The organism is Candidatus Poriferisocius sp. (genome assembly GCF_965204015.1).
Lineage (GTDB): Bacteria > Actinomycetota > Acidimicrobiia > Acidimicrobiales > Bin134 > Poriferisocius.
Window position 1 is genome coordinate 2,899,698 of record NZ_OZ241965.1, and the last position, 22,124, is coordinate 2,921,821.

Below are 22,124 nucleotides of genomic sequence, written 5' to 3' on the forward strand. Positions count from 1 at the left end.
GGGAATGGTCGGCCACCAAAACTCTTCGGCCGCGGCTACCACGAGGAGGTGTAGTTTAGTGGGTTAGGGAATGGTCGGCCACCAAAACGGCGGGCAGGCCGGCCCACAGCTCAGCGGGAGTTTAGTGGGTTAGGGAATGGTCGGCCACCAAAACGCTAGGATGCGGCGCAAGCGTGTAGACCTGAGTTTAGTGGGTTAGGGAATGGTCGGCCACCAAAACCATGCGGCGGCGCTCCTCGAGGCTCGGCTGAGTTTAGTGGGTTAGGGAATGGTCGGCCACCAAAACTGGATGTGGATTGGCTTGGAGGAGCTCAGCAGTTTAGTGGGTTAGGGAATGGTCGGCCACCAAAACAATATCACGACATTGTTCAACGCGAACGTGAGTTTAGTGGGTTAGGGAATGGTCGGCCACCAAAACCTCGTACCTTGCGTGCGAAAATCTAGGGTTGGTGTTGATTGGGTGGTCTAAGGAGAGTGATGGCAGTTGTGCCGTTAAAAAATTTTTTGTGAATTTTGATTTGTGCGTTTCGATCCAGACGTAATTGTCACAGGTGGATTGTATTCTTGCAGGTATGAAGTTCACTGGTTCAGCGAGTGCTGAAACCGCATACAAAAGCAATATTGTCGCCTCAGAGCCAGAAGTGATGGTTCGTGTATTGCGCGTCGAAGTTAGTGAGCTTTCTCTTGAGGATTTGGATAATCGAGTAGAAGTATTGGCGCGAGCTCGCTCGCAGATTGAGGGCCAATTGGCTGAGGCTCTGGCCGAGCGTGCTCGGCGGAGCAGTTCTCGGGCCGCTTCTGCTGTGTTGCGGGAGCGGGTTCTTGAGGCGGCGGGGCGGGCGAGCTCTGACGTGAAGCTGGCGGTGTCGCTTTCGGAGAATTTTCCGGCGACGCTGGAGGCGCTGGCTGCTGGGGAGATCACCTCGGGTCATGCCCGGGTCATTGACCGGGTGGCGGGGAAGCCTGACTATCACAGTGAAGAAGTCATTTTGGGTGCGGCCAAGGAGGCGCCAGCCGATCTGCTATCTCGCTACGCGTTGCGCTGGGAGCGGGCCGAGGTGCGGGATTACACCAAGTACGAGCAGCAGCGTCAGGATCGCCAGGCGTCGATGACGCAGGAGCCGGACGGCTCGTGGAAGTTCTTTGCCCATGTGGACTACATGGCTGGGCGACGGGCCTCGATGGCGTTTTCCAAGATGGTCGAGGCATTTCGCCGTGAGGAGAAGCCTGACAGCAAGATCACGTACTTGCAGCGGAATGCCGACGCCTTTGTGCAGTTGTTCACCCGGGATGGTCCGCAGCGGACTGCGCCGGCGTCTCTGTTGATCATTTCCGAGTACGACACTTCTAGCGGTGAACTCGGACAGCCCCGTCTTGACGATGGGCAGCCGGTTCCCCCGGAGGAACTGGAGCGGCTGATCGCCAACGCCGATGTCTACACCGCATTTGCCGACGCCGACGGGCAGCCGCTCTGGCTAGGTCGGTCGCAGCGGTCGGCATCATTGGCCCAACGGATCGTGCTCGCAGCTCGAGATGGCGGGTGCATCGGCTGTAAGGCCCCATCCGAGCGTTGCGAGGCCCACCACATCAAGCATTGGTCTGATGACGGCTCCACCGATATTCCCAATCTTGCCCAGCTCTGTCCTGGCTGCCATCACCTTGTTCACGACTGCAATTGGCAGGTTTACCGAGACCACCGGGGCCGATACCGAATCAACGCCCCGCCCGACCCTTTCCCCGACCACGGAACCACCACCTACCAACTGGCCCAACACAGTCCAGTTCTCCGTAACTGATCCGGCCCTGCTCACGCACTTGCCCTGCCAACGATGAAGGGTCAGCTAGCAAGGCTGGAAGCTATCCCGAGCGGTCGGGGCCAGCGCGGAGGATGTGGAACTTCACTAAGCAGCGCTGGTCGTCGACCATGGCTTGGCGGTATTCGTCCCAGTCGGGGTGATCGCCTCGCAGGGTTCGGTAGTAGTCCACTAGCGGTTCCAGCGCGTCTGGTCCCGAGATGATCTCGGCCTGGCACTCGATTTGCACCCAGTCGCCGAAGAAATTGCGGGGGAACACGCACAGCCAGCTCCGGGGGTCGCGCCGCAGGTTCTTGGTCTTGTAGGCGGTCTCCCGGGTGCTCATCACCACGGTTTCGTCCACCACGGCCAGGGTTACGGGCGACATCTGCGGGGTGCCGTCCGCCCTTGCGGTGGCTAGTACGGCATTGGTGTTCTCCCGGATGTAGTCCAGAGCCTGCGCTGCGTCCATGGAGGCATCCTATGGGGTGCCTCCCGTGTGGTCTGATGGTGATGGTGGCTCCGCTCCTGCTCTAGCCAGTCTCAGGATCTGGCGCATAGATTGAATGTCGTGACAAGTCGATTCATGAACCCGTTGATACTGGTGCTGATTGGAATCGCCCTAGTGTTCTCGGGCTGTGGAGGCAGCAGCGGCGACGGCAGCATGACGACCGTCGGAGAGTTCGATTTCGCCGGGGATCCCACAGAGATCAATCCCGTCGCTTTGGCCAGAACAGCGAAGGAACAGTCGGAGACCGCGACCTCGTTTCGGGGCGACATGGAGATGAGGATGACTGGCCTGCCCGAGGTCGGCGAGTTCACCATGCAGATGAGTTTGGAAGCAGCTGCCAATGGTGATGTGGCCGCCGTAAGCGAGTGGGTTGAAGACACTCGAGATGGACTTGGTTTTGGTGGCTCAAATGACGTGAGGAGTGAAATACGTTTTGTGGATGGCTTTGTGTACGTATCGTTCCCACAGGAGATGATGGAAGAAATTGCGGATACCCCATGGGCGAGTTTTGATATCGACGAGCTAACTGATGTCGACCTCGACAATTTGGGGAATTTCGATACGAATACACTCTTGAACTACTTGGTCGGCATTGACGATGAAGCCATAGTCACTCTGGGTGAAGATGTCAATGGGATTCCTACCACCCGTATCAGTGGAACGTACACGATGGCTGAGCTGCTGGATCCGCTTCCCGAGGACCAACGACAAGCCATGATGGACTCTCAGCAGTTCTTTTCTGGGATGGCTAACAATGATATGAACGACCTGTTCAAGGCATTCGAGAAGATACCCATTCAACTAGATGTGTGGATTGATCAAAACAACTACATCTTACGTGAGCTCATTGTAATTGATCAGTGGTATGAATTTATCGTCGCTATAGACCCCAGTGCTGAAGATTCCAAAGAGGAAATAGACGATCTTGTCCAGATTATTGACATGTATTTCTATGACTACGGCGCACCGATCACGATCACTGCTCCCCCTGAACAGGACGTGACCCACATCCAAGGGTCCTTTGCTGAGTCGCTGCTGTGAACTGGGATCAATGCCGAGTTTGGGGTCTTCGCGTCGAGGCTGCGGACGACCCCGGAGTCTGGACTACCAGCGGTTCCAGCGGGTGACCAGTTCCAGGGGCTCGCGGCGGGCGGGGCGGAAGTCGGTGCCGATGGTGTGGGCGAAGGGGATGAGGGCGAGCTGCATCACCTCGTCGTAGGGGATGCCCAGCAGCTCGGCCGCTTCCTGCTCGTAGCAGAGGTGGATGGTGGTCCACACCGTGCCGATGCCTCGTTCTCGAGCGGCCAGCATGAACGACCAGGCCGCCTGGATGACCGACCCCACATGGGAGGCCACGGTGACCGGGGGCTGATCCCACACTCGTCCGGCCAGGCACGGGATCAGCATTCCCGGCACCTCGTGGAGGTGCTCGGACAGATGGCCGGCCGAGGCGTACATCTTCTCGTTGGTGGCCTCCAGTTGGGTGGGGTCCTGCACTTCTAGCCGGGGGAGCACCCCCAGGTAATCGCCGGCGACCTCGCCGGCTCGGCGGTACAGATCGGCCAGAGCGGCGATCAGGTCGGGCTCGGTGACCACCATGAACCGCCAGTTCTGCCGGTTCGACCCGGTGGGGGCCTGCACCGCGATCTCCAGGCACTCAGTGATCAGCTCCGGTGCTACCGGCCGGGAGGTGTCCAGCCGTCGACGCACCGCTCGGGTGGTGGTGAGCACCTCATCGGCGCTCAGGTTCAGATGGGCCATGCCCTTGTTCTAGCGGGTTACAGGGAGGGACCGCTCTCTATGCCGGGCATCTCCGGTTCGTACAGCCACGACTCGACCACGGAGACAGCGTCGGGGCCGGCGAGGTCGTCGACGATGCCAAGGAAGATCTCTGTGTTGGTTGTGCCTCCGGCGGTGTGGTCGTAATGGGTGCGAAGGATGTTGAAGAACACATCGTCTCCGGTGTGGGTGCGTAAGGCGTGCAGGGTCAGAGCGCCACGGAGGTACACGGTATTGAAGTCGAACAACTCGTGGATTTCGATGTCGCCTGGGGGCGAGGTTCTCGAAAAAGCCAGTTGGCGGTGCCAGTTGGCCATGACCGACTCGATGCTCTGACCACTGAGATCGGCGTCGAACATGAGTCCCAGATAGGTGGCAAAGCCCTCGTGCAGCCAGATCTGGCTCCAGTCATCGACGGTGACCGAGTTGCCCATCCACTGGTGGGCCAACTCGTGGGCGATGATCTCCGGTTGGAGGAGCAAAGGGCCGTGGACCGACAGCGTCTGGTTCTCCAGGGCGAAACCGAGGGGGAACGGCACCACGATCGTGCCGTAGGCCTCAAACGGGTACGGCCCCAGGATCTCCTCCAAAAAGCTCATGGCCTCGGGAGTGATCGCCAGCGCTTCGCGTATGGAGGGGTCGGAGCCGCGGGGAACGTAGTCGCGGATCAGCACGCCGCTGTTCAGCCGCTGCTCGTGGCGCTCGAAGTCGCCGATGTATATCGCGGCCAGATACGTCGCCATCGGGTCATCCATATGCCACGTGGTCGTGGTCTTCCCATCGGCCGAAGCCTCATCGGTGAGCAGGCCGGTGGCGGCGGCCGTTACCCCGTCGGGGACGGTGATCTGGAAAGTGAAGGTGGCCTTGTCGGTGGGGTGGTTGTTGTTGGGATACCACGTCATCGCGCCTGAGGGCTGGCTGACCGTGTAAATGACGCCGTTGTCCGAGTGCCACCCCAACGTGGCGAACGGCACACCGGGATCGGCAATGGGCTGGGGGGTTCCCGAGTAGGAGACGGCGACCGTGAACGGCGTGCTGGAGGAGATTGCCGCGGCTGGCCACACCGTCATCTCGTATCCCTCACGGGAGAACTCGGCCTGAATCCCGTCAACGGTGACCGTCTCCACATCCAGCCCGTGGAAGTCGAGGTTGAACCTGCCCAGATCGTCGGTGGCCACCGCAGTCAGAGTGACTACCGCTTCCAGGGTATTAGACGAGGGCTCCACATCGAGATCGATGTCGTAGTGGACGACGTCGTAGCCTTCGTTGCCCAGCGAGGGATAGAAGCTGTCGCCCACGCCGGCTGAGGGATCGTCCGGGTCAGGTGGGGTCGTCAGGTTTGGGGTGGTGGGGGTAGGAGCAGGGATTGCCGGTGCTAATGGAAGTGTGGGAGTGGGAAGCGGTGCGAGAGTTGGGGTAGGTGCGGGGGTGGCCGCGGGCGTTGGGGAAGCAGAGGGTATGGGGGTGGCCGCAGGGGCCGGAGTAGTAGGGGGTGCCAGAGGGGGAGGGGGTGCGGGACTATCGCTGCATCCGGCCGACAGCGTGGCCAGAAGAACGAGGCAGACCAGCAGTCTTCTGGCGATCACCCGGTCATCCTACGGGTATCATCAGCCAATGGCGTTGGAGCTCGACCACTATCCCGGCGTCACCTACGACGCCGCTCCTCCTGAGATCAGCGATCTTGAGGAACTGCGGCTGCTCCGAAAATGGGAGACGGCCATCGGCTATCGCATCTTTGCCGCCATGCGCTGGGGACAGATTGGCGACGGCCATATCACTGCCCGCGACCCGATCCTCACCGACCACTTCTGGGTGCTGGGCTACGGGATCCGCTTCGGCGACGCCACCGTCGACAATCTCACGCTGGTGGGCCCCGACGGCCAGGGTGTGGCCGGTCCTCTGGATCAGGGCGTGAACTTCGCGGCCTACTACATCCACTGGCCGATTTTGAATGCCCGTCCCGATCTGGCGTCGGCGGCCCACACTCACACTCCCTACGGCACACCATGGTCGGCCAACGTCGAGCCGTTTCGGGCCATCAGCCAGGAGTCGTGCGCCTTCGTGTTCGACCAATCGCTTTACGACGGCGACAACCTTGAGGTGAATGATGTCCATGGCGGCGAGGCCATCGCCCAGGCCATGGGTCCCAGCCGGGTGTGCATCCTCCGCAACCACGGGCTGCTCACCGGAGGGCGGTCGCCGGGCGAGGCGGTGGGGTGGTTCGTGGCCGCTGAGCGGGTGGCCGAGGTGCATGTGAAGGCACCTGATGCCAAGGCCATCAGCGAGGAGGCTGCCAAAGAAGTCGAGGCCTCGCTGTTCTCGGAGGACAACGGCTGGCGGATGTTCCAGTGGCTGGCCCGCGACCTGGTGCCCGATCCCTCGGTGGTGTTGGGCTGAGGCTGGCCGCCTTGGGCTGAGAAGATCAGTCCAATTCCAGATCGGGCTCTGACCGTGTGGCGAAGGCGGTCTCCAATGCCAGTAGCGCCGCTTGCTGGCCGGCCCCTAGGCGATCGGCTTCGGCGGCGAACGCCTCAGCGGCATCGGCCAGCTGGCGTTCCACTACCGAGAAGGCCACCGGGGGCTCGTTGGCCACGAATGTGCCTGCCCGGCCTCGGCCCTCCACGATACCCTCCCATTCCAACTCCCGGTAGGCCCGGGCCACCGTGCCTGGCGCCAGGCTCAGCTCTTGGGCCAGCGTCCGGATAGGCGGCAGCCGCTCGCGGGGCTTGAGCTGGCCCGACGAGACCATAAGTCGGAGCTGGGCCCGCAGTTGCTCATAGGGGGGGATGCGAGCGCTCTCATCTATCCAGATCCGCATCGTGACATTGTACCAATGTACTAACTCATAAAGCACAAAATAGGCAGAAATGCCCCAGTCTCGGGCAGTTGTTGCCAGTTTTGTATTGACCTGATAGCGTCCCCATCGGCGACCAGAAAGGACGGCATCCATGAAGCTCATCACTGCGGTGGTCAAGCCACATCAGGTCGAAGACATCAAGGAAGCGTTGGCTGAGGTCGGCGTCCAGGGTATGACCGTGAGCGAGGCTCAGGGTTTCGGTCGCCAGGGTGGTCACACTGAGACTTACCGAGGCACCGAGTACAAGGTGTCATTCACGCCCAAGTCCCGCATCGAGGTCGTGGTGGATGATTCCTCATTGACCGCGGCCACCGAGGCCATTGCCGGTGCCGCCCGCACCGGCAAGATCGGCGACGGCAAGATCTGGACTTCCTCGGTGGAGGGCCTGACCCGCATCCGCACCGGCGAGCAGGGCGCTGACGCTCTTTAGATTTCTGCCCCATCTAAAGATCGACCGGCGCCGTATTGATAGCGTCGCGGCCCGGTGTACCTCGACTACACAGACGAGCAGCGATCGCTACGCGATGAGCTGAGGATCTACTTCGCGGATCTGATGACCGACGAGATCCGCGAGTCCCTCCTGGGGGCTCACGAGACCAGTCCGGCACGACAGGAGATCTTCCGCCAACTGGGGCGGGACGGCATGCTGGGCATCGGCTGGCCCAAGGCCTATGGAGGCCAGGGTCGGTCGGCCATCGACCAGTTCATCTTTTTCGACGAGGCCCAGCGGTCCGGCTGCCCCATGCCGTTCGTCACCCTCAACACCGTGGGGCCCACGCTGATGGCCCACGGCTCCGAAGAGCACAAGGCGGCCTACTTGCCGGGCATTCTGGCCGGTGAAATTCAGTTCGCCATCGGCTACAGCGAGCCGGGAGCGGGCACTGACTTGGCGTCGCTCACCACCCGGGCGGTGCGAGACGGTGACGAATGGGTGATCAGCGGTCAGAAGATATTCACCTCGGGCGCCAATGAGGCTGACTACATCTGGCTGGCCTGTCGAACCAACCCCGATGCTCCCAACCACAAGGGCATCTCCATCATCATCGTTCCCACCGATAGCCCTGGATTCTCCTTTACGCCCATCGTGACCGTGGGCAACTCCACCACAACCGCCACCTACTACGACGAAGTGCGGGTACCGGTTGCCAACCTGGTGGGAGCCGAGAACGAAGGATGGAAGCTCATCACCAGCCAGCTCAACCACGAGCGGGTGGGGCTGGCCGCGGTGGGGGCGCTGTCGTTCCAGCTCTATGACGAAGTGGTGGCCTGGGCGGCCGACACCTCGGCTTCAGACGGGGCCGAGACCACGGTGCTGGACCAGGGCTGGGTGCAGATGGACCTGGCCCGGTGCCACGCCAAGCTGGAGGCCATGAAGCTGCTCAACTGGCAGATGGCCGCCGCGGTGGCCGCCGATTCGCTGGCCCCGGCCCGGGCGTCGGCGGTGAAGGTGTACGGAACCGAGGCGGTGAGCGACATCTACCACTTGCTGTTGGGAGTGCTGGGAGCGGGTGCCCATCTCCGAGAGGGAAGCCCAGGGGCTCTCTTGGCGGGACGGGTGGAGGCCGCGGCCCGCACTGCCCAGATCAATACGTTCGGCGGTGGGGTAAACGAGGTCCAGCGGGAGATCGTGGCCTGGACCGGGCTGAAGATGACTCGGGGCGGTCGGCGATGAACTTCGACTTCAGCGAGTCGCAGGAGGCGGTAGCCGCGCTAGCCGAGCAGGTGTTCTCCGGCTCGTCGGGGGCCGACCGGGTGGCCGAAGTGGAACGTACTGAGGAGCGATTCGACCGGGAGCTGTGGGCCGCCTTGGCCGCCTCCGACCTGCTGGGGGTGGCCATCGGTGAAGAGTACGGCGGGCTCGGCCTCGGCATGATCGAGACCGCCCTGGTGCTGCGAGAGCAAGGCCGCCGGGTGGCGCCAGTGCCGCTGTGGCCCACGTTGGTGCTGGGGGCGATGCCCATTGCCGAGTTCGGCGCTCCGGCACTGCGGGATCGCTGGCTGAGGGCGGTTGTCGCAGGCCAGGCCGTGCTCACCGGGGCGTTCTCTGAATGGGGGGCCAACGAGGCGCTTTCTCCGTCGGTGGTCGCGGCCCGCCGCGAAGACGGGACTTGGGAGCTGAATGGAACCAAGCCGGCGGTTCCCGGCGCTGGGGTGGCCGACGCCGTAGTGGTGCCTGCTCGCACCGTTGGAGACGACGATGGCCTGGCGGTCTTTGTGGTCGACCTAGATGCCGACGGCGTAGAGGTAACGCTGAGCGAGACCACCAACCGGGAGCTTCACGGCGAACTCACCGTGCGGTCGGTGATCGTCGGCGATGATGCGAAGCTGGACGGCGCCGACGGTCGATCAATAGTGGAGTGGACGCTGGCCCGAGCCCAGGTGGCGGTAGCCGCGGTGGTGCTGGGCTGCTGCGAGGAGGCCACGGCTATGGCCGCGGACTACACATCCGAGCGAGAACAATTCGGACGCCCCCTGTCCACCAACCAAGGGGTAGCCATGCGGGCGGCCGACTGCTACATCGACAACGACTGCATGCGGGTCACCCTGCTCCAGGCCGCGTGGCTCATCGACGAGGGCCGCTCAGCAGCCGAGATCGCCGATGCTGCCGCGGTGGCCAAATGGTGGTCGGCCGATGGCGGCCAGCGGGTGGTACACGCCACCCAGCACCTGCACGGCGGCATGGGGGCCGACGTCGACTATCCCGTCCACCGCTACTTCCTGTGGGTCAAGCAGTTGGAGAACACCTTCGGCGGCGGGAGCCGCCAGTTGGCCGCTATCGGGCGCGCCCTAGCGGGGTAGCTACCAGCCCTTCCAATTCGGGTCCCGCCGCTCCTTGAAGGCGTTGACCCCTTCGTCGGCGTCCTCGCCGGCCATCAGCACCTCTTGGGCCCACGACTCCATCTCGAACATGGTCTGGCGGCTGGTCTCGAAGCTGCGGTTCACCAGCAGCTTGCTCATGGTCAGGCTCTTGGTGGGCTGGGCGGCCAACCGGTCGGCCCATTCCCGGGCGGCGGGCATCAACTCGTCGGGGGGCACCACCCGGTTGATCAGGCCCATGGCCGCCGCGTCGGCCGCGCTCACGTCGTCGCCGAAGAACATCAGCTCCTTGGCCTTCTGCGGTCCGATCAGTCGGGGCAGCAGATACACCCCACCGGCGTCGGGCACCAGACCCCGGCGCACGAACACCTCGATGAACCGCACCCCCTCGGCGGCAACGACCAGATCGCAGGCCACCGCCATGTGCACCCCCATACCGGCGGCGGTGCCGTTGACCGCGGCGATCACCGGTTTCTCGCAATCCAGGATGGCCGATATCAGCTTCTGGGCTCCGACCTTGATACCCCGAGCCACCTCCATGATGGCCCGGTCGGGGGCATCCGGAGGCTGCACTCGCTCGGGCCGGGCCACCCGCAGGTCGGCCCCGGTGCAAAACCCCTTGCCGTTGGCGGTGAAGATCACTGCTCGCACCGAAAGGTCCTCGCTGATGCGGGCGAACTCGTCGGCCAGAAAGTTGCGCTGGTCGGGGGTGATGGCGTTGTGGGCGTCGGGCCGGTTCAGGGTGAGGGTGAGCACCCCGCCGTCTTGGGCCACCAGGATGTCGCCGCCGAGGACCTCGGTGACGGTTCCGCCTGTGCTCTCACTGCTCATGGTGCCTACCTCGTCTAGCGTGGCCGGTCGTGTCTTGGAACGCCGCCCACCCCAAAGCTAAATGACCACACCGGCGGCGCCCCAACCGATCACCCGGCATCCGGCGATCGGCCTGACCACGCTGGTGATCGCGGCATCTCTGACCGGCATCGGCCTGTCGATCATGACAGTGGGCTACCCGGCCCTCGGCGAGGCGTTCCCCGGCACCTCCGACCCCACCCTGTCGTGGGTGACCAACATCTTCACCATCGTCGGAGCGGCCACCCTGGTGCCCGCCGGTGTGCTGGCCGACCGGCTGGGCCGTCGGCGGATGCTGCTGGTTGGGACGCTGCTGTTTTTGGCCGGTTCGGTTCTGGGCGGGTTGGCACCCTCTGTTGCGGTGCTTATCGGGGCTCGGGCGGTGCTGGCGGTGGCTTCCTCGATCATCAACACCGCCGCGGTGGCCCTGCTGCTGGCCACGATCCCCGCCAACCGGCTGCCGTTGGCCGTTGGCATCTGGGCGGTGGCAGGCGGCACATCCTCGGCGATCGGCCCTCCGGTGGGGGGCTTGGCCATCGAGTGGTTCGGGTGGGAGTGGATGTTCTGGCTGAACATCCCCTTCTGCTTCGTCGTTCTGATTGTGGTGCCGCTGGTGTACCGGGAGTCCCGCAGCGGCGAGACCAAGGCGCTGCCCGACCCCCTCGGTGGAGTGATGGTGGCCGGGGCCACCGCCTTGGTCACCCTGGGCATCGTGCAAAGCGATCCGTGGGGGTGGCTGGACTGGAAGGTGGCGGGCAGCATCGTCGCCGGCCTGGTCGTGTTCGGGCTGTTCGTGCTGCGCACGTGGCACCACCCCAACCCGCTGGTGGAGCTGCGATTGTTCCGCTTCCCCAATGTCCGCCGGAGCAACCTGGCCATGCTGGTCTTCGCGTCCTCGTGGTTCGGCATGTTCTTCGGCTTCACCGTGATCGTCATCCGGTCTTGGGGGTGGACTCCCATTGAAGGAGGCTTCGCGGTGGCGCCGCTGGCGTTGTTCGCCGGGGTCGTAGGCGTGCTCATCGGCCGGGTCGCCCACCGCACCGGCCATCGCATGTTCATCCTGCCCGGCACTGCGATCTATGTGGGCGGCACCGTCATGCTGTGGGTGGTGTTGGGCGATGAGCCCAACGCGGCGGTGTTCGTGGCGGGCATGACCGTGATCGGGGTGGCCACCGGCATGGTGTTCCCCTCCTTGATGGCTGCCGCGGTGGTGGACGTGCCCCCCCACCAGCACTCGTTGGCCTCGGGCATCAACTTCACCTCCCAACGGGTGGCCACCACCATCGGCGTGGCCCTCGGGCTCACCTTCGCCACCACCGCGGCCTCGGCATCGGAGGCCATCGACCTGCTCATGGGCATGGTGATCATCACCGCGCTGGTGTCGCTCCCCTTCAGCGCCCGGATCGACACCCGCCCCCGCCAAGCGCAAGGCTGAGGGCATGTACATCGCCATCGCCGACACCATCACCCTCGAGGATCCGGGCAACTTCCGCGAGTTCCATGTGGCATTGGACGGCGACGTGACCGCCGCAGTGGCTGCATTCGATGGCCGGGCCGCCGCCTCGGAGCGGGACAACCACCTGTGGATCGACATCGCCTTCGTGCGAGAGCTGGCCGGCGACGCCGCCGACGCCGAATGGGAGGCCCAGTTCGACGGCATGCTGGCCTACGCCAACTCCAAAGGCTGGATCGACGAGCCCACCAACCGAGTAGAAGCCCACATCCAGCCTCCGGGCTAGCCGGAGCCAACCCCGGTATTAGCCCTTGAGGGCGGCGAAGAGTTCGGCGACTAGGGGTTGGGGGGCGCCGTGGAGGGAGAGGTGGATGCGGTCGGCGAGGCCGCCGAAGCGGGATTTGATCTCGGCGGCGGCTTCGGTAGGGGTGCCCTGGACGCTGAGGGTGTGGACCATCTCGTCGTCCCACACGTCGCCGATGTCGCCCCAGCGGCCCTGTTTGGTGAGGCGGTTCAGCTCGTCTTGGAGCTCGCCCCAGCCGTGGGCATCGAGCACCACCCGGTAGGCCGGGGTGGAGCCGTAGAAACCGAGGTTGGAGCGGCAGAGCTGTTCCACCCGCCAAGCCTCCGATTCGTCGGCGTCGTCGTCGTACAACCCGACGATCACCCCCACACCGAAGGTGAACTCGTCTCGGCTGCGCCCGGCGGCGGCCAGGCCCGCTTCCACTGCGGGCAGCGTTTTGGTGCGCAGGAAGCGCTCAGAGCAGAACGGGTGGATCAAGATGCCGTCGGCGGTCTCGGCCACCATCTTGGTCATCTTCGGGCCCAACGCCCCGGCCCAGATGGGGGGCGTCCCCCACTCCAGCGGCTCGGGCTCGAAGATCGGGGTGGAGAGCGTGAAGGTGTAGTAGTCGCCCTTGAAGTCGAGGGGATCGCCATCTTGCCACCGGGCGAAGATGGCCTTGGTGGCCGCCATCAACTCTCGCATCTGGGCCACCGGGCGGTCCCACACCGCGCTGTAGCGCTTGGTGATGTGGGGCTTGATCTGCGATCCCAGGCCCAAGGCGAACTTGCCGTCCGACAGCCGATGCAGGTCGAACGACTGGTAGGCCAGGTGCATCGGACTGCGGGGCAGAGCAATGGCCACGTTGGTGTAGAGGTCGAGGCCGGTGTGCTCGGCCGCGGCCAGCAGCGGGAAGAACACGTCGCGCTGGCCCTCGAAGGTGAACACCCCGTCGACCCCCATGGCCTGATAGGCCTCAGCCTGATCCCGGACGCCCGCCAGATCGGCAGATAGCGGCATGTCGATCTTCATGAGTTCCTCCTCGTCTGGCTGCCCACAATGTCGATCTTCACGGTCAGGAGCCCTTCAAGCGGGGGAACATGGGAAAGGGGACCTCCTCGGCGTCCTCCTGTTCGGGCAGGCCACCGGCGAAGACGGGCCACACCGTCTCGGCGGTGTGGGGGTGGGGGAGCGACCAATCGAACTCGTGGTCGATGCCCAGCATGTTGGTGAACGGCCACATCAGGCCCCGGAAGTAGACATGAGTGCCGTTGCGGACCTTCTCCTCGAAGGTCCAGGTGTTCATCAACCGGTAGGCGTCGCCCTGGGCTTTCTTCACCGCGGCCAGGATCTCGGGCATTTCCTCCCGGTCCACCGGCACCAGTTCCCCGCCGGGGCGGGGCTCGAACACCGACATGGCCTCCAGCCAGGCCAGGTTGTCGGCCGGCACCGAGAACGTGGTGGACAGATCGTTCACCCGGTTGTGGATGCCGGGCCGGAACACCAGGCCCACCACCAGGTTCTGATGGGGCACATCAGCGGCCACGTGGCTCCACGGGATCCAGCTCTGGGCCAGCGAGGAGAACTCCCGCACGATCATGTGGCGGCCGTTGGGCAGCGGGTAGGGGCCGGTGTCTCCCGTGCCCAGCCGGGTGTCCAGGTAGAGCAGGAACAGATACTGCTGGAGTCCGGCTACAAATCGGCGGGCCGTGCGGTTCTCGCCGTCGCCGTCCACCGGCCAAGCGGCCTCATAAAGGGTGTCGATGATCTCCGGATCACAGGTTCGCAGCGTGTCGGCCGCGTCCCAGCATGAACGGAAGCCATCATCTCGCCACGGCTCCACCCAGCGGATCCAATAGTCCATGAGGAAGCGCACCCGGTCCTCCACGTCGCCCACCTGGGTGGTGAGCCCCATGGCCGACAGCTCCTCCAGTGCTCGCCAGCCGCCGAACGGGATGCAGACAATGGCGAACGGGTGGGCGTTGGTGGTCTGGGTTCCCGGCCCTCGCATCTTGGCGCCCAGCTCAGACGCATCGAGCACCTCATCGCAGCGGGCCAGAATGTCAGGCCAGCGCAGCCAGGCCTCCATGCCCGAGTAGCCGGTGTACTCCCGCACCGGAATCAGCCCTGAGGTGAGGCCGGTGCGCTTCTTGGAGTTCTCGGACACCAAGATGTCCCAGAACTCCACCATTCGGTTCAGCTCCTCGGTGTCCAGCGGCATGGTCTGCGGCATGGCTGATGACACTAGCCATCGGTTTGGCAGCTAGGTGTGTCGTGGAAGGCAGGCTCGGCCTACGATCCTTCAATGCTTGCGGCGATTATGCGAGAAGTGGGCGAGGTCAATCTGGACGTGTGCGATGACGTCGAGATGCTTGATCTGGGCCCCGATGATGTAGCCATCAAGATCACCCACACCGGGGTTTGCCACTCCGATGTATCGGCCATGAACGGGACCATCCCCCAGGCTCCGCCGGCGGTGCTCGGCCATGAGGGAGCGGGCATCATCGAGGAAGTCGGCTCCAATGTGGACGACCTCGCCCCGGGCGACCACGTGATCGTGATGTGGTCGCCGCCCTGCGGAAACTGCATCTATTGCACGGGTCGCCACCAGCCCAACCTGTGCGTCAACATCACATTCGGCGAGATGGCCCGGATGAAGTTCACCCAGGGCGGCCAGGAGATAGGCGGCATGGCCGGAGCGGGCACGTTCGCCGAGAAGATGCTCATGCCCCGCCAAGGAGTGGTGAAGATCGATGACGACATCCCCTTGGACGTGGCCTCACTCATCGGCTGCGGGGTAATGACCGGAGCCGGGGCCGCATTGAACACGGCCAAGATCAGCCCGGGCTCCTCCGCGCTGGTGATCGGCGCCGGGGGGGTCGGCGTGGCCGCCATTCAGGGCGCCAGGATCGCCGGGGCGGCCGAGATCGTGGCGGTGGACAAGAACCCGGCCAAGCTCGACGAGGCCATCTCCTTCGGGGCCACCCACGCGGTGCTGCCCGAAGACCTGGAGGGGGCCAAGAACGAGATCACCGGCGGCGACGGATTCGACTACGCCCTGGAGTGCGTCGGTGTGCCCGCGCTGATGCGCACGGCCTACGACATGACCCGGCGGGGCGGCACCTGCTGCATCGTGGGCGTGGGCCGCATGGAGGAGATGGTCTCTTTCAGTGCCTTCGAGCTGTTCTACAACGAGAAGACCCTGGTGGGCTCGTACTACGGCGGCACCGATGCGCGCACCGACTTCCACCGACTGCTGCGGTTGTGGAAGAACGGACGGCTCGACTTGGAGAGCATGATCACCCGGCGCATCACCATTGACGAGATCAACCCAGCCCTTGAGGCGGTGCGAAACGGCGAGGTTGTACGCCAGGTCATCGAATTCTGATGGGTGAAGCGGTAGGCCGGGGCAGCCCGGTGTTCTCCGGCATCTCCGGCCAGGGCCGGCTGATGCGATTCGACACCCCCGACGACGTGATCGCGGTGTTCGACGCCGGCGACGACGTCGCCTCGGAGACAGTGGCGCTGGTCAAAGACGCCGGGGCCACGTTCTTGGCCCCCATTGAGGCCGATTTGGCCGGCATTTTGTGCCGGTCGGGTGACATCGAGAGCCACCTGGCCATCATCAGCCGTGACTTCCAGATCCCGTGTCTCATGGGGGTGGAGTTCGACGGCGTGGAGCCAGCCGACGGGACCACCGTGGTTATCGACACTGATGCGGGCACAATTTCTGTAGACGGAGTGGCCTAGCCAATGGCGGAGCGCCTGCGGGCCGACTTGGTGCTGGAGTACCCATTTACTCGGACTACGGGTCCGGTGATCGGGGCCTTCCTGACGGGACTGCGAGAGGGGATCATCCTCGGCATCCGCCGCCCCGATGGGACGGTGCTCTGCCCGCCCACCGAATATGACCCGGAGAGCTCTGAGCCGCTGACCGAGTTGGTGGAGGTAGGCCCGAGCGGCGAGTTGGTGAGTTGGACCTGGGTGGACCCGCCCCGCTCACAGTCTCCCTGGGATCAGCCCCATGGCTTGGGCTTGATCCGCCTGGACGGGGCCGACACTCCCATGGTTCACGGAGTGCTGGTGAGCAGCCCTGGCGAACTGTCGGTCGGGATGCGGGTGACCGCCCGGTGGCGGGCCGAACGCGAAGGCCACATCGCCGATCTTGAGGGCTTTGTGCCCGAGGGAGCCAGCCAATGAGCGCTGATCCCAGCATCCCCCCCGCCGCGCTGTCGGGCGAGGTGCGCCTGCCCGAGAAGCTGGCCGATGTGGAGCCGGTGCGGTCGGTGCGAACCCCCATCCGCCTGGATTATGACTTCATCCCCGGCGACGCCTCATCGGGATATCTGAATGCTTTCGCCGACCGCAAGATCCTCGGCCAGCGCTCCCCCGTGGACGGTGCGGTGTTCGTGCCCCCTCGAGGGGTGGATCCCCGCCACGGTGCGGCCACCCCCGATTATGTGGAGTTGCCCGACACCGGCCATGTGGGGGGCTTCTGTGTTACCCGCCTGCCCATTCCGGGCCGGGACGATCTGGAGATCCCCTATGTAAGCGCCTGGATCCACCTCGACGGCGCCGACATCGGCTTTCTGGGCTTGGTGGCCGGGATCGACACTTCTGAGGTGCGCATGGGCATGCGGGTGCGGGCGGTGTGGAAGCCCGATGACCGACTGGGCCGCACCGCCGAGAACATCTTGTACTGGGAGCCCACCGGCGAACCCGACATCCCTGTGACCGCGGCCGGCACCAACGCCTGGCACGCCAAACAGGCCGCAGGGGAGCAAGGCTGATGCGCGACATTGCCGTGGTATCGGTGGCCCAACACCAGGAGAAGGCGCTCATCCACACCACCGAGGTGGAGCTGATGGTGCCGATCATCAACGAGGCCCGGGGAGCGGTAGGCCTTACCCAAAACGACATCGGCTTCACCTGCTCGGGAAGCAGCGATTTTCTGGCTGGGCAGGCGTTCTCATTCGTCCACACCCTGGACGCGGTGGGCGCGGTTCCGCCCATCAGCGAGAGCCACGTGGAGATGGACGGTGCCTGGGCCCTGTACGAAGCGTGGGTGAAGCTCCAGATCGGCGGGGTGGACACCGCGCTGGTGTACAGCTACGGAAAGTCGTCGCCCGGATCGCTGCGCGACGTGCTCTCCACCCAGCTTGACCCCTACTACCTGGGTCCGCTGTGGCCGGACGCCTTCTCCTTGGCCGCGCTTCAGGCCCGAATCATGCTGGAGTCCGGGGTTGTGAGCGAGCGGCGCCTAGCCGAGATCGCCGTCCGTAGCCTCAACGGCGCGGCCGACAACCCGTTGGCGGTGCGGTCGTCGGCCGACGCCACCGTTGCCAGCGTGCTGGCCGAAGAACCCATCGCCGATCCGCTGCGGCCCAGCGACTGTGCGGCTTCCGCCGACGGAGGCGTGGCCGTGGTGCTGGCCGCGGGCGACCGGGCCCGGGAGCTGTGCGAGCGCCCGGCGTGGATCAAGGGCATCGACCACCGCATCGACCCCCACCAGCCAGGGGTGCGCGACCTGACCCGGGCTCCCAGCGCGGAGAAGGCGGCGGCAGAGGCCGGAGTGGGAGACGATCGCCTCGACGCCGCCGAGCTGGCCGCCCCGTTCACCACCCAAGAGCACATCTTGGAGCTCGAGCTGGGCCTCGGAGACGGCACCGCCGTCAACGCCAGCGGCGGGGCGTTGGCCGGCCACACCATGATGGCTGCTGGCCTAATGCGCGTCGCCGACGCCGCCCGTCAGATCCACGATGAGCAGGCCGACAGGGTGCTGGGCCACGCCGCATCGGGCCTTTTCCTCCAGCAGAACTTGGTGTGTGTGATGGAGGGGGAGTGATGGCCGAGCGCACCGCAGTACTGGGGGTCGGCCAGACCAAGTACCAGACCACCCGAGGCGACATGTCCCTTCCCGGGTTGGTGCGGGAAGCCGCCTATCGGGCGCTGGAGGACGCCGAGCTGGATTGGAACGACATCGACGCCGTGGTGGTGGGCAAGGCTCCTGACTTCTTCGAAGGGGTCATGCAGCCTGAGCTGTATTTGGCTGAAGCGCTGGGAGCGGTGGGCAAGCCGCTGCTGCGAGTCCATACCGCAGGATCGGTGGGCGGATCCACCGCAGTGGTGGCCGCCTCGCTGGTGCAGGCCGGCATCCACCGCCGGGTGCTCACATTGGGATTTGAGAAGCAATCGGAGTCCAACGCCACTTGGGCGCTGTCTTTGCCCCAGCCGTTCTCGGTGTCGATCAACGCCGGGGCTGGCGGCTACTTCTCGCCCATCATCCGCCAGTACATGGCCCGAACCAACGCCCCGGAGCTGATCGGCTGCATGGTGGCGTTCAAAGACCGCCAGCACGCGCTGCGCAACCCGTACGCCCACCTCCAGCAGAAGGAGCTGACCTTCGACCAGGTCGTTGAGTCGCCCATGCTGTGGGAGCCGATCCGGTTTTCTGAGACCTGTCCGTCGTCGGACGGGGCCTGCGCGCTGGTGCTGGGCGACGAGGCCGCCGGGGACGCCTCCACCAAGCCGGTGGCCTGGATCCACGGCGCGGCCCTGCGCAGCGAGGCCAACAACTTCCCCGGACGCGACGAGGTGAACCCCCAAGCCAGCCGGGACTGCGCCGACGACGTGTTCGCCCAGGCGGGCATCACCGACCGGCGGGCCGAGATCGACGAGGTGGAGATCTACGTGCCGTTCTCGTGGTACGAGCCGATGTGGCTGGAGAGCCTGGGGTTCTGCGAGATCGGAGACGGTTGGAAACTGGTTGAGGAAGGCGCCACCCATCTCGACGGCGGGGACCTTCCGGTGAACTGCTCGGGTGGCGTGCTGTCGTCCAATCCCATCGGGGCCTCGGGCATGATCCGATTCGCCGAAGCCGCCCTCCAGGTGCGGGGCATGGCCGGCGACCACCAAGTAGACGGCGCCCGCAAGGCCTTCGGCCACGCCTACGGCGGCGGCGCCCAATACTACGCCATGTGGATCGTGGGCGCCGACAAGCCCACCTCCTGAGCGGGCAAGCTAGTGAGGTGAAGCGCTTCGCCTGGCCGATGGTGGTCTTGTCGTTCTTCTTGTTGCTGGGGGCTTGTGGGGGGGAGGATAGGGGGGATTTGGTGGCGTTTTGTGGGTTGGCTGAGGAGGGGGTGGGGATGCGGCCGGCTGAGGGGGAAGGCGATCTGGCTCGATTGGACGACCTAGAGGATGCGGCACCGCCTGATATTCGAGAGGCGGTGACTACCGTGGCCAACGCTTCCCGGGAGATTGATGAGATCGAAGACCTCCAAGAGCTATTCGAACGGGCCTTCGACCTCGAAGAAGCCGTTGCCACCGCCCGCCAAGAGATTCGCACCTATACCCAGCACCACTGCTTGTAACTGACACGCGGCCCGATGGTGACGGGGTGGGGGTTGGTTGGGTAGGGTCGGGGTGTCTTTTTGGGAGATGGGAGGATCCGATGGGATACCGGGTGGTCGTGGACTACGACCTGTGCGAGAGCAACGCCATTTGCATGCAGGTCGCTCCTGACATTTTCGAGGTGCGCGACGACGACTTTTTGTACCTGCTGAACGAGACCCCAGGGGATGAGGCCCGCGAGCGAGTGAACGAATCGGTCCAACGCTGTCCCAAGCAAGCCATCTCCGTAGCCGAGGAGTAGGCGCCCACTGCGCTCACTAGCGATTGTCGGAGCCTCGCTGGCCGGTACCCGGGCGGCCGAGACGCTCCGGCGAGAAGGATTCGACGGGGCCATCACCATCATCGGCGATGAGCCCCACCAGCCCTACGACCGGCCTCCCCTGTCCAAACAGCTCCTCGCCGGGGAATGGGAGCAAGACCGCATCGCGCTGTCCGACGATGAATCGCTCCAAGATCTAGACGCCGACTGGCGGCTGGGCCGCCGGGCCGCCGGGCTTGACGTTGCCAGCCGCACCGTCACCCTCGACGACGGCTCCGCGGTAACTGCGGACGGAATCCTCATCGCCACTGGGGCCCGGTGCCATGAGCTGCCCACCAACGGCCTCGACGGCATCTACACCCTGCGGGGGCTCGACGACTGCCTGGCCATCCGTGCCGAGCTGGAGGCCTCCCCCCAGCGGGTGGCGGTGGTGGGGGCCGGCTTTATCGGCGCCGAAGTGGCGGCTACTGCCCGGGAGCGGGGTCTGGAAGTCACCGTGATCGAGGCCCTACCGGTGCCGCTGGGCCGAGTGCTGGGCACTGAGATCGGCACCGTGTGCGCCGATGTGCACCGAGACCATGGGGTAGACCTGCGGCTCGGCGTGGGCGTAGACGGCTTCGATGGCCATGGACGGGTAGAGCGGGTGAACCTGAGCGACGGCACATCGGTGGACGCCGACGTGGTGGTGGTGGGCATCGGTGTGGCCCCCAACACCGAGTGGTTGGAGGGATCGGGGCTGGAGTTGGACAACGGGGTGGTGTGCGACGAGACCTGTCTGGCCGCCCCGGGCATTGCCGCTGCCGGAGACGTGGCCCGCTGGCCCAACCGGTTGTTCGGCGAAACAATGCGGGTGGAGCACTGGGACAACGCCATCGCCCAAGGCCAACATGCGGTGCTCCGCTTATTGGCCTCCGACGAAGAGGCCCAGCCCTATACCCCGGTGCCGTGGTTCTGGAGCGACCAGTACGACCGCAAGATCCAACTGGCCGGACGGGCACGGCCCGACGACGAGGTGCGCATCATCACCGGCTCCACCGAGGAACGGCGCTTCGCTGCCCTTTACGGCCGGGCCGGCCGGCTGGTCGGCGTGCTCGGATTCAACCGACCCCGCCACGTGATGAAATACCGCAACCTCATCGAACAGGGCACGAGTTTCGAAGACGCTGTCAAAATCGCCGAGCAGGAATAGACATTCACAGCCACGACATTCCGATACGCGCTGGCGGTGGCTGAGCATTGCGAATAAGAGTGGAGGCATGGGTACTCCCGGGGAGTTCCCCATCAGCGAGCTTGTAGCCCGCACCGGAGTCCCAGCTGCCTCCATCCACCACTATCGGCGGCTGGGCCTTTTGCCCGCGCCCCGTCGGGCTGCCGCCAACCGCTTCCTCTACAGCCAGCGCCACGCCGAAGCAGTAGAGCAGATCAGGGAACTAAGGGAGCGCCACCGCTTGCCGTTGCGCCATATCGCCCAGATCATGAACGCGGAGAACCCTGATCACGCTGAAGTGGCCACTTTGGCCGACAGCGGAGAGCAGCTTCGGGAGGTGGCCATTCAGGAGTTCGCCCTCAGGGGCTACACCGAGGTGAGCGTGGCCGACATCTGCACTCAGGCCGGTGTGGCCAAGGGGACGTTCTACCGCCACTACCGCTCCAAGCAGGACCTGTTCTTCCGGGCAGTGGAAGCGGTGGTGGACAATACCGCCGAGGAATTCGCCGCCTCGATCGACGGCCAGCTCGGGTTGAGTCGTCAGGAGCTCACCCGCCGACTGGCTGAATCGCTCCTTCCTGGCCTGCCCATCATGCTGGAGGTGGCCAAGCGCTCGGTGCAGGGCCAGGTAGAGCACGCCGCCGCCGCCCAGCGGGTGTTCTGGCGGTTGGCCGAGCGACTGGGAGAGGCTCTGTCCGACGATCCCCGGGGACATCGGCTCGCCGGCGCCCTCATCATGGACGCCATCGCCCACATTTTCGCCGAGGGTCTCATGGGTCGATTCGCCGATCGGCCCACCTTTGACAGCTCGGGAGAAGGCAATGCCTTGACAGCCTCGGGTTGAGCGCGTACAAAAAGGTGACCTAATGGTCACTCTTTTGTTTGCAATCGGGTAACGATTGT

The 22,124-nt window shown here is 64.7% G+C and carries 25 protein-coding genes and 1 CRISPR repeat array (1 of these 26 only partly in view); of the genes, 18 read left to right on the top strand and 7 right to left on the bottom strand.

Going from position 1 to position 22,124, the window contains the following annotated elements; all coding sequences use genetic code 11:
* A CRISPR array of direct repeats spans positions 1–418; the repeat unit is 36 nt; unit sequence AGTTTAGTGGGTTAGGGAATGGTCGGCCACCAAAAC; it begins 2,725 nt to the left of the window's first position.
* Positions 419–713: 295 nt separating this feature from the next.
* Positions 714–1,796, top strand: coding sequence for a DUF222 domain-containing protein (locus ACOGJC_RS13030; RefSeq protein WP_419845427.1), 1,083 nt, complete (start codon positions 714–716; stop codon positions 1,794–1,796).
* 61 nt (positions 1,797–1,857) lie between these two features.
* Here ACOGJC_RS13030 and ACOGJC_RS13035 read toward each other — a convergent pair whose 3' ends face one another.
* On the bottom strand, positions 1,858–2,265 hold the full coding sequence (locus tag ACOGJC_RS13035; protein WP_419845428.1) for a PPOX class F420-dependent oxidoreductase: 408 nt from the start codon (positions 2,263–2,265) through the stop codon (positions 1,858–1,860).
* A 114-nt stretch (positions 2,266–2,379) separates the two neighbouring features.
* On the opposite strand from ACOGJC_RS13035, the gene ACOGJC_RS13040 reads away from it, so the two are divergent.
* Positions 2,380–3,345 (top strand): hypothetical protein, encoded by a 966-nt coding sequence (locus ACOGJC_RS13040; protein ID WP_419845429.1) that lies wholly within the window; start codon positions 2,380–2,382, stop codon positions 3,343–3,345.
* A gap of 63 nt (positions 3,346–3,408) precedes the next feature.
* Here the strand turns inward: ACOGJC_RS13040 and ACOGJC_RS13045 are convergent, their stop codons facing one another.
* Positions 3,409–4,065: a nitroreductase family protein gene (locus ACOGJC_RS13045; RefSeq protein WP_419845430.1), complete on the bottom strand. Its 657-nt coding sequence runs from the start codon at positions 4,063–4,065 to the stop codon at positions 3,409–3,411.
* Positions 4,066–4,082: 17 nt separating this feature from the next.
* Positions 4,083–5,381, bottom strand: a complete 1,299-nt coding sequence (locus ACOGJC_RS13050) for a M1 family metallopeptidase (protein ID WP_419845431.1) — start codon at positions 5,379–5,381, stop codon at positions 4,083–4,085.
* Positions 5,382–5,697: 316 nt separating this feature from the next.
* Between ACOGJC_RS13050 and ACOGJC_RS13055 the strand changes: the two genes are divergently transcribed.
* A complete protein-coding gene (locus ACOGJC_RS13055) occupies positions 5,698–6,480 on the top strand; it encodes a class II aldolase/adducin family protein (RefSeq protein WP_419845432.1) in 783 nt (260 codons plus the stop codon).
* Between the two features lie 25 nt (positions 6,481–6,505).
* Here ACOGJC_RS13055 and ACOGJC_RS13060 read toward each other — a convergent pair whose 3' ends face one another.
* Positions 6,506–6,901 carry a GntR family transcriptional regulator gene (locus ACOGJC_RS13060; RefSeq protein ID WP_419845433.1) on the bottom strand — a complete coding sequence of 132 codons (396 nt, stop codon included), beginning with the start codon at positions 6,899–6,901 and terminating at the stop codon, positions 6,506–6,508.
* A gap of 130 nt (positions 6,902–7,031) precedes the next feature.
* Here ACOGJC_RS13060 and ACOGJC_RS13065 point away from each other — a divergent pair, with 130 nt between their 5' ends.
* Genes ACOGJC_RS13065 through ACOGJC_RS13075 form a run of 3 tightly spaced genes read left to right on the top strand, consistent with a single transcriptional unit; the run spans position 7,032 to position 9,739 of the window.
* Positions 7,032–7,370 carry a P-II family nitrogen regulator gene (locus tag ACOGJC_RS13065; RefSeq protein ID WP_419845434.1) on the top strand — a complete coding sequence of 113 codons (339 nt, stop codon included), beginning with the start codon at positions 7,032–7,034 and terminating at the stop codon, positions 7,368–7,370.
* 54 nt (positions 7,371–7,424) lie between these two features.
* Positions 7,425–8,612: an acyl-CoA dehydrogenase family protein gene (locus tag ACOGJC_RS13070; protein WP_419845435.1), complete on the top strand. Its 1,188-nt coding sequence runs from the start codon at positions 7,425–7,427 to the stop codon at positions 8,610–8,612.
* Positions 8,609–9,739, top strand: coding sequence for an acyl-CoA dehydrogenase family protein (locus tag ACOGJC_RS13075; RefSeq protein ID WP_419845436.1), 1,131 nt, complete (start codon positions 8,609–8,611; stop codon positions 9,737–9,739). The genes ACOGJC_RS13070 and ACOGJC_RS13075 overlap by 4 nt, the downstream gene beginning before the upstream one ends.
* Here the strand turns inward: ACOGJC_RS13075 and ACOGJC_RS13080 are convergent, their stop codons facing one another.
* Positions 9,740–10,588: an enoyl-CoA hydratase/isomerase family protein gene (locus ACOGJC_RS13080; RefSeq protein ID WP_419845437.1), complete on the bottom strand. Its 849-nt coding sequence runs from the start codon at positions 10,586–10,588 to the stop codon at positions 9,740–9,742. It abuts the gene before it with no gap.
* A gap of 61 nt (positions 10,589–10,649) precedes the next feature.
* Between ACOGJC_RS13080 and ACOGJC_RS13085 the strand changes: the two genes are divergently transcribed.
* Positions 10,650–12,041, top strand: a complete 1,392-nt coding sequence (locus ACOGJC_RS13085) for an MFS transporter (protein WP_419845438.1) — start codon at positions 10,650–10,652, stop codon at positions 12,039–12,041.
* A 4-nt stretch (positions 12,042–12,045) separates the two neighbouring features.
* Complete coding sequence (locus ACOGJC_RS13090; protein ID WP_419845439.1) at positions 12,046–12,345, top strand: hypothetical protein; 300 nt, start codon at positions 12,046–12,048, stop codon at positions 12,343–12,345.
* Positions 12,346–12,363: 18 nt separating this feature from the next.
* On the opposite strand, the gene ACOGJC_RS13095 is transcribed toward ACOGJC_RS13090, so the two are convergent.
* Positions 12,364–13,374 (bottom strand): TIGR03617 family F420-dependent LLM class oxidoreductase, encoded by a 1,011-nt coding sequence (locus ACOGJC_RS13095; protein ID WP_419845440.1) that lies wholly within the window; start codon positions 13,372–13,374, stop codon positions 12,364–12,366.
* Positions 13,375–13,417: 43 nt separating this feature from the next.
* Positions 13,418–14,575: a hypothetical protein gene (locus ACOGJC_RS13100; protein ID WP_419845441.1), complete on the bottom strand. Its 1,158-nt coding sequence runs from the start codon at positions 14,573–14,575 to the stop codon at positions 13,418–13,420.
* A 72-nt stretch (positions 14,576–14,647) separates the two neighbouring features.
* On the opposite strand from ACOGJC_RS13100, the gene ACOGJC_RS13105 reads away from it, so the two are divergent.
* The 10 genes from ACOGJC_RS13105 to ACOGJC_RS13150 all read left to right on the top strand — a co-directional run bounded on the left by ACOGJC_RS13105 (position 14,648) and on the right by ACOGJC_RS13150 (position 22,065).
* Positions 14,648–15,730, top strand: a complete 1,083-nt coding sequence (locus ACOGJC_RS13105) for a Zn-dependent alcohol dehydrogenase (protein ID WP_419845442.1) — start codon at positions 14,648–14,650, stop codon at positions 15,728–15,730.
* Positions 15,730–16,092, top strand: coding sequence for a PEP-utilizing enzyme (locus tag ACOGJC_RS13110; protein WP_419845443.1), 363 nt, complete (start codon positions 15,730–15,732; stop codon positions 16,090–16,092). Before ACOGJC_RS13105 ends, ACOGJC_RS13110 begins: the two co-directional genes overlap by 1 nt.
* Before the next feature lie 3 nt (positions 16,093–16,095).
* Complete coding sequence (locus tag ACOGJC_RS13115) at positions 16,096–16,542, top strand: Zn-ribbon domain-containing OB-fold protein (RefSeq protein WP_419845444.1); 447 nt, start codon at positions 16,096–16,098, stop codon at positions 16,540–16,542.
* Positions 16,539–17,132, top strand: coding sequence for a Zn-ribbon domain-containing OB-fold protein (locus tag ACOGJC_RS13120; protein WP_419845445.1), 594 nt, complete (start codon positions 16,539–16,541; stop codon positions 17,130–17,132). The genes ACOGJC_RS13115 and ACOGJC_RS13120 overlap by 4 nt, the downstream gene beginning before the upstream one ends.
* Entirely contained in the window at positions 17,132–18,187 is a 1,056-nt protein-coding gene (locus ACOGJC_RS13125) for a lipid-transfer protein (protein WP_419845446.1), read from the top strand. Before ACOGJC_RS13120 ends, ACOGJC_RS13125 begins: the two co-directional genes overlap by 1 nt.
* Entirely contained in the window at positions 18,187–19,353 is a 1,167-nt protein-coding gene (locus ACOGJC_RS13130; RefSeq protein WP_419845447.1) for a thiolase domain-containing protein, read from the top strand. Before ACOGJC_RS13125 ends, ACOGJC_RS13130 begins: the two co-directional genes overlap by 1 nt.
* Before the next feature lie 17 nt (positions 19,354–19,370).
* The gene (locus tag ACOGJC_RS13135) at positions 19,371–19,715 is read left to right on the top strand and encodes a hypothetical protein (protein ID WP_419845448.1); all 345 of its coding nucleotides are present in this window, start codon (positions 19,371–19,373) and stop codon (positions 19,713–19,715) included.
* A gap of 80 nt (positions 19,716–19,795) precedes the next feature.
* A complete protein-coding gene (locus ACOGJC_RS13140) occupies positions 19,796–19,996 on the top strand; it encodes a ferredoxin (RefSeq protein WP_419845449.1) in 201 nt (66 codons plus the stop codon).
* Positions 19,997–20,033: 37 nt separating this feature from the next.
* Positions 20,034–21,203 (top strand): NAD(P)/FAD-dependent oxidoreductase, encoded by a 1,170-nt coding sequence (locus ACOGJC_RS13145; RefSeq protein WP_419848241.1) that lies wholly within the window; start codon positions 20,034–20,036, stop codon positions 21,201–21,203.
* 67 nt (positions 21,204–21,270) lie between these two features.
* Complete coding sequence (locus ACOGJC_RS13150; RefSeq protein ID WP_419845450.1) at positions 21,271–22,065, top strand: TetR family transcriptional regulator; 795 nt, start codon at positions 21,271–21,273, stop codon at positions 22,063–22,065.
* Positions 22,066–22,124: the final 59 nt, after the last annotated feature.

Coding starts and splice junctions, on each gene's coding strand:
- ACOGJC_RS13105 (WP_419845442.1), top strand. CDS start 14,648: ATGCTTGCGGCGATTATGCGAGAAGTGGGCGAGGTCAATCTGGACGTG.
- ACOGJC_RS13100 (WP_419845441.1), bottom strand. CDS start 14,575: ATGCCGCAGACCATGCCGCTGGACACCGAGGAGCTGAACCGAATGGTG.
- ACOGJC_RS13110 (WP_419845443.1), top strand. CDS start 15,730: ATGGGTGAAGCGGTAGGCCGGGGCAGCCCGGTGTTCTCCGGCATCTCC.
- ACOGJC_RS13060 (WP_419845433.1), bottom strand. CDS start 6,901: ATGCGGATCTGGATAGATGAGAGCGCTCGCATCCCCCCCTATGAGCAA.
- ACOGJC_RS13120 (WP_419845445.1), top strand. CDS start 16,539: ATGAGCGCTGATCCCAGCATCCCCCCCGCCGCGCTGTCGGGCGAGGTG.
- ACOGJC_RS13055 (WP_419845432.1), top strand. CDS start 5,698: ATGGCGTTGGAGCTCGACCACTATCCCGGCGTCACCTACGACGCCGCT.
- ACOGJC_RS13090 (WP_419845439.1), top strand. CDS start 12,046: ATGTACATCGCCATCGCCGACACCATCACCCTCGAGGATCCGGGCAAC.
- ACOGJC_RS13095 (WP_419845440.1), bottom strand. CDS start 13,374: ATGAAGATCGACATGCCGCTATCTGCCGATCTGGCGGGCGTCCGGGAT.
- ACOGJC_RS13130 (WP_419845447.1), top strand. CDS start 18,187: ATGGCCGAGCGCACCGCAGTACTGGGGGTCGGCCAGACCAAGTACCAG.
- ACOGJC_RS13150 (WP_419845450.1), top strand. CDS start 21,271: ATGGGTACTCCCGGGGAGTTCCCCATCAGCGAGCTTGTAGCCCGCACC.
- ACOGJC_RS13075 (WP_419845436.1), top strand. CDS start 8,609: ATGAACTTCGACTTCAGCGAGTCGCAGGAGGCGGTAGCCGCGCTAGCC.
- ACOGJC_RS13085 (WP_419845438.1), top strand. CDS start 10,650: ATGACCACACCGGCGGCGCCCCAACCGATCACCCGGCATCCGGCGATC.
- ACOGJC_RS13115 (WP_419845444.1), top strand. CDS start 16,096: ATGGCGGAGCGCCTGCGGGCCGACTTGGTGCTGGAGTACCCATTTACT.
- ACOGJC_RS13065 (WP_419845434.1), top strand. CDS start 7,032: ATGAAGCTCATCACTGCGGTGGTCAAGCCACATCAGGTCGAAGACATC.
- ACOGJC_RS13080 (WP_419845437.1), bottom strand. CDS start 10,588: ATGAGCAGTGAGAGCACAGGCGGAACCGTCACCGAGGTCCTCGGCGGC.
- ACOGJC_RS13040 (WP_419845429.1), top strand. CDS start 2,380: ATGAACCCGTTGATACTGGTGCTGATTGGAATCGCCCTAGTGTTCTCG.
- ACOGJC_RS13125 (WP_419845446.1), top strand. CDS start 17,132: ATGCGCGACATTGCCGTGGTATCGGTGGCCCAACACCAGGAGAAGGCG.
- ACOGJC_RS13045 (WP_419845430.1), bottom strand. CDS start 4,065: ATGGCCCATCTGAACCTGAGCGCCGATGAGGTGCTCACCACCACCCGA.
- ACOGJC_RS13035 (WP_419845428.1), bottom strand. CDS start 2,265: ATGGACGCAGCGCAGGCTCTGGACTACATCCGGGAGAACACCAATGCC.
- ACOGJC_RS13140 (WP_419845449.1), top strand. CDS start 19,796: ATGGGATACCGGGTGGTCGTGGACTACGACCTGTGCGAGAGCAACGCC.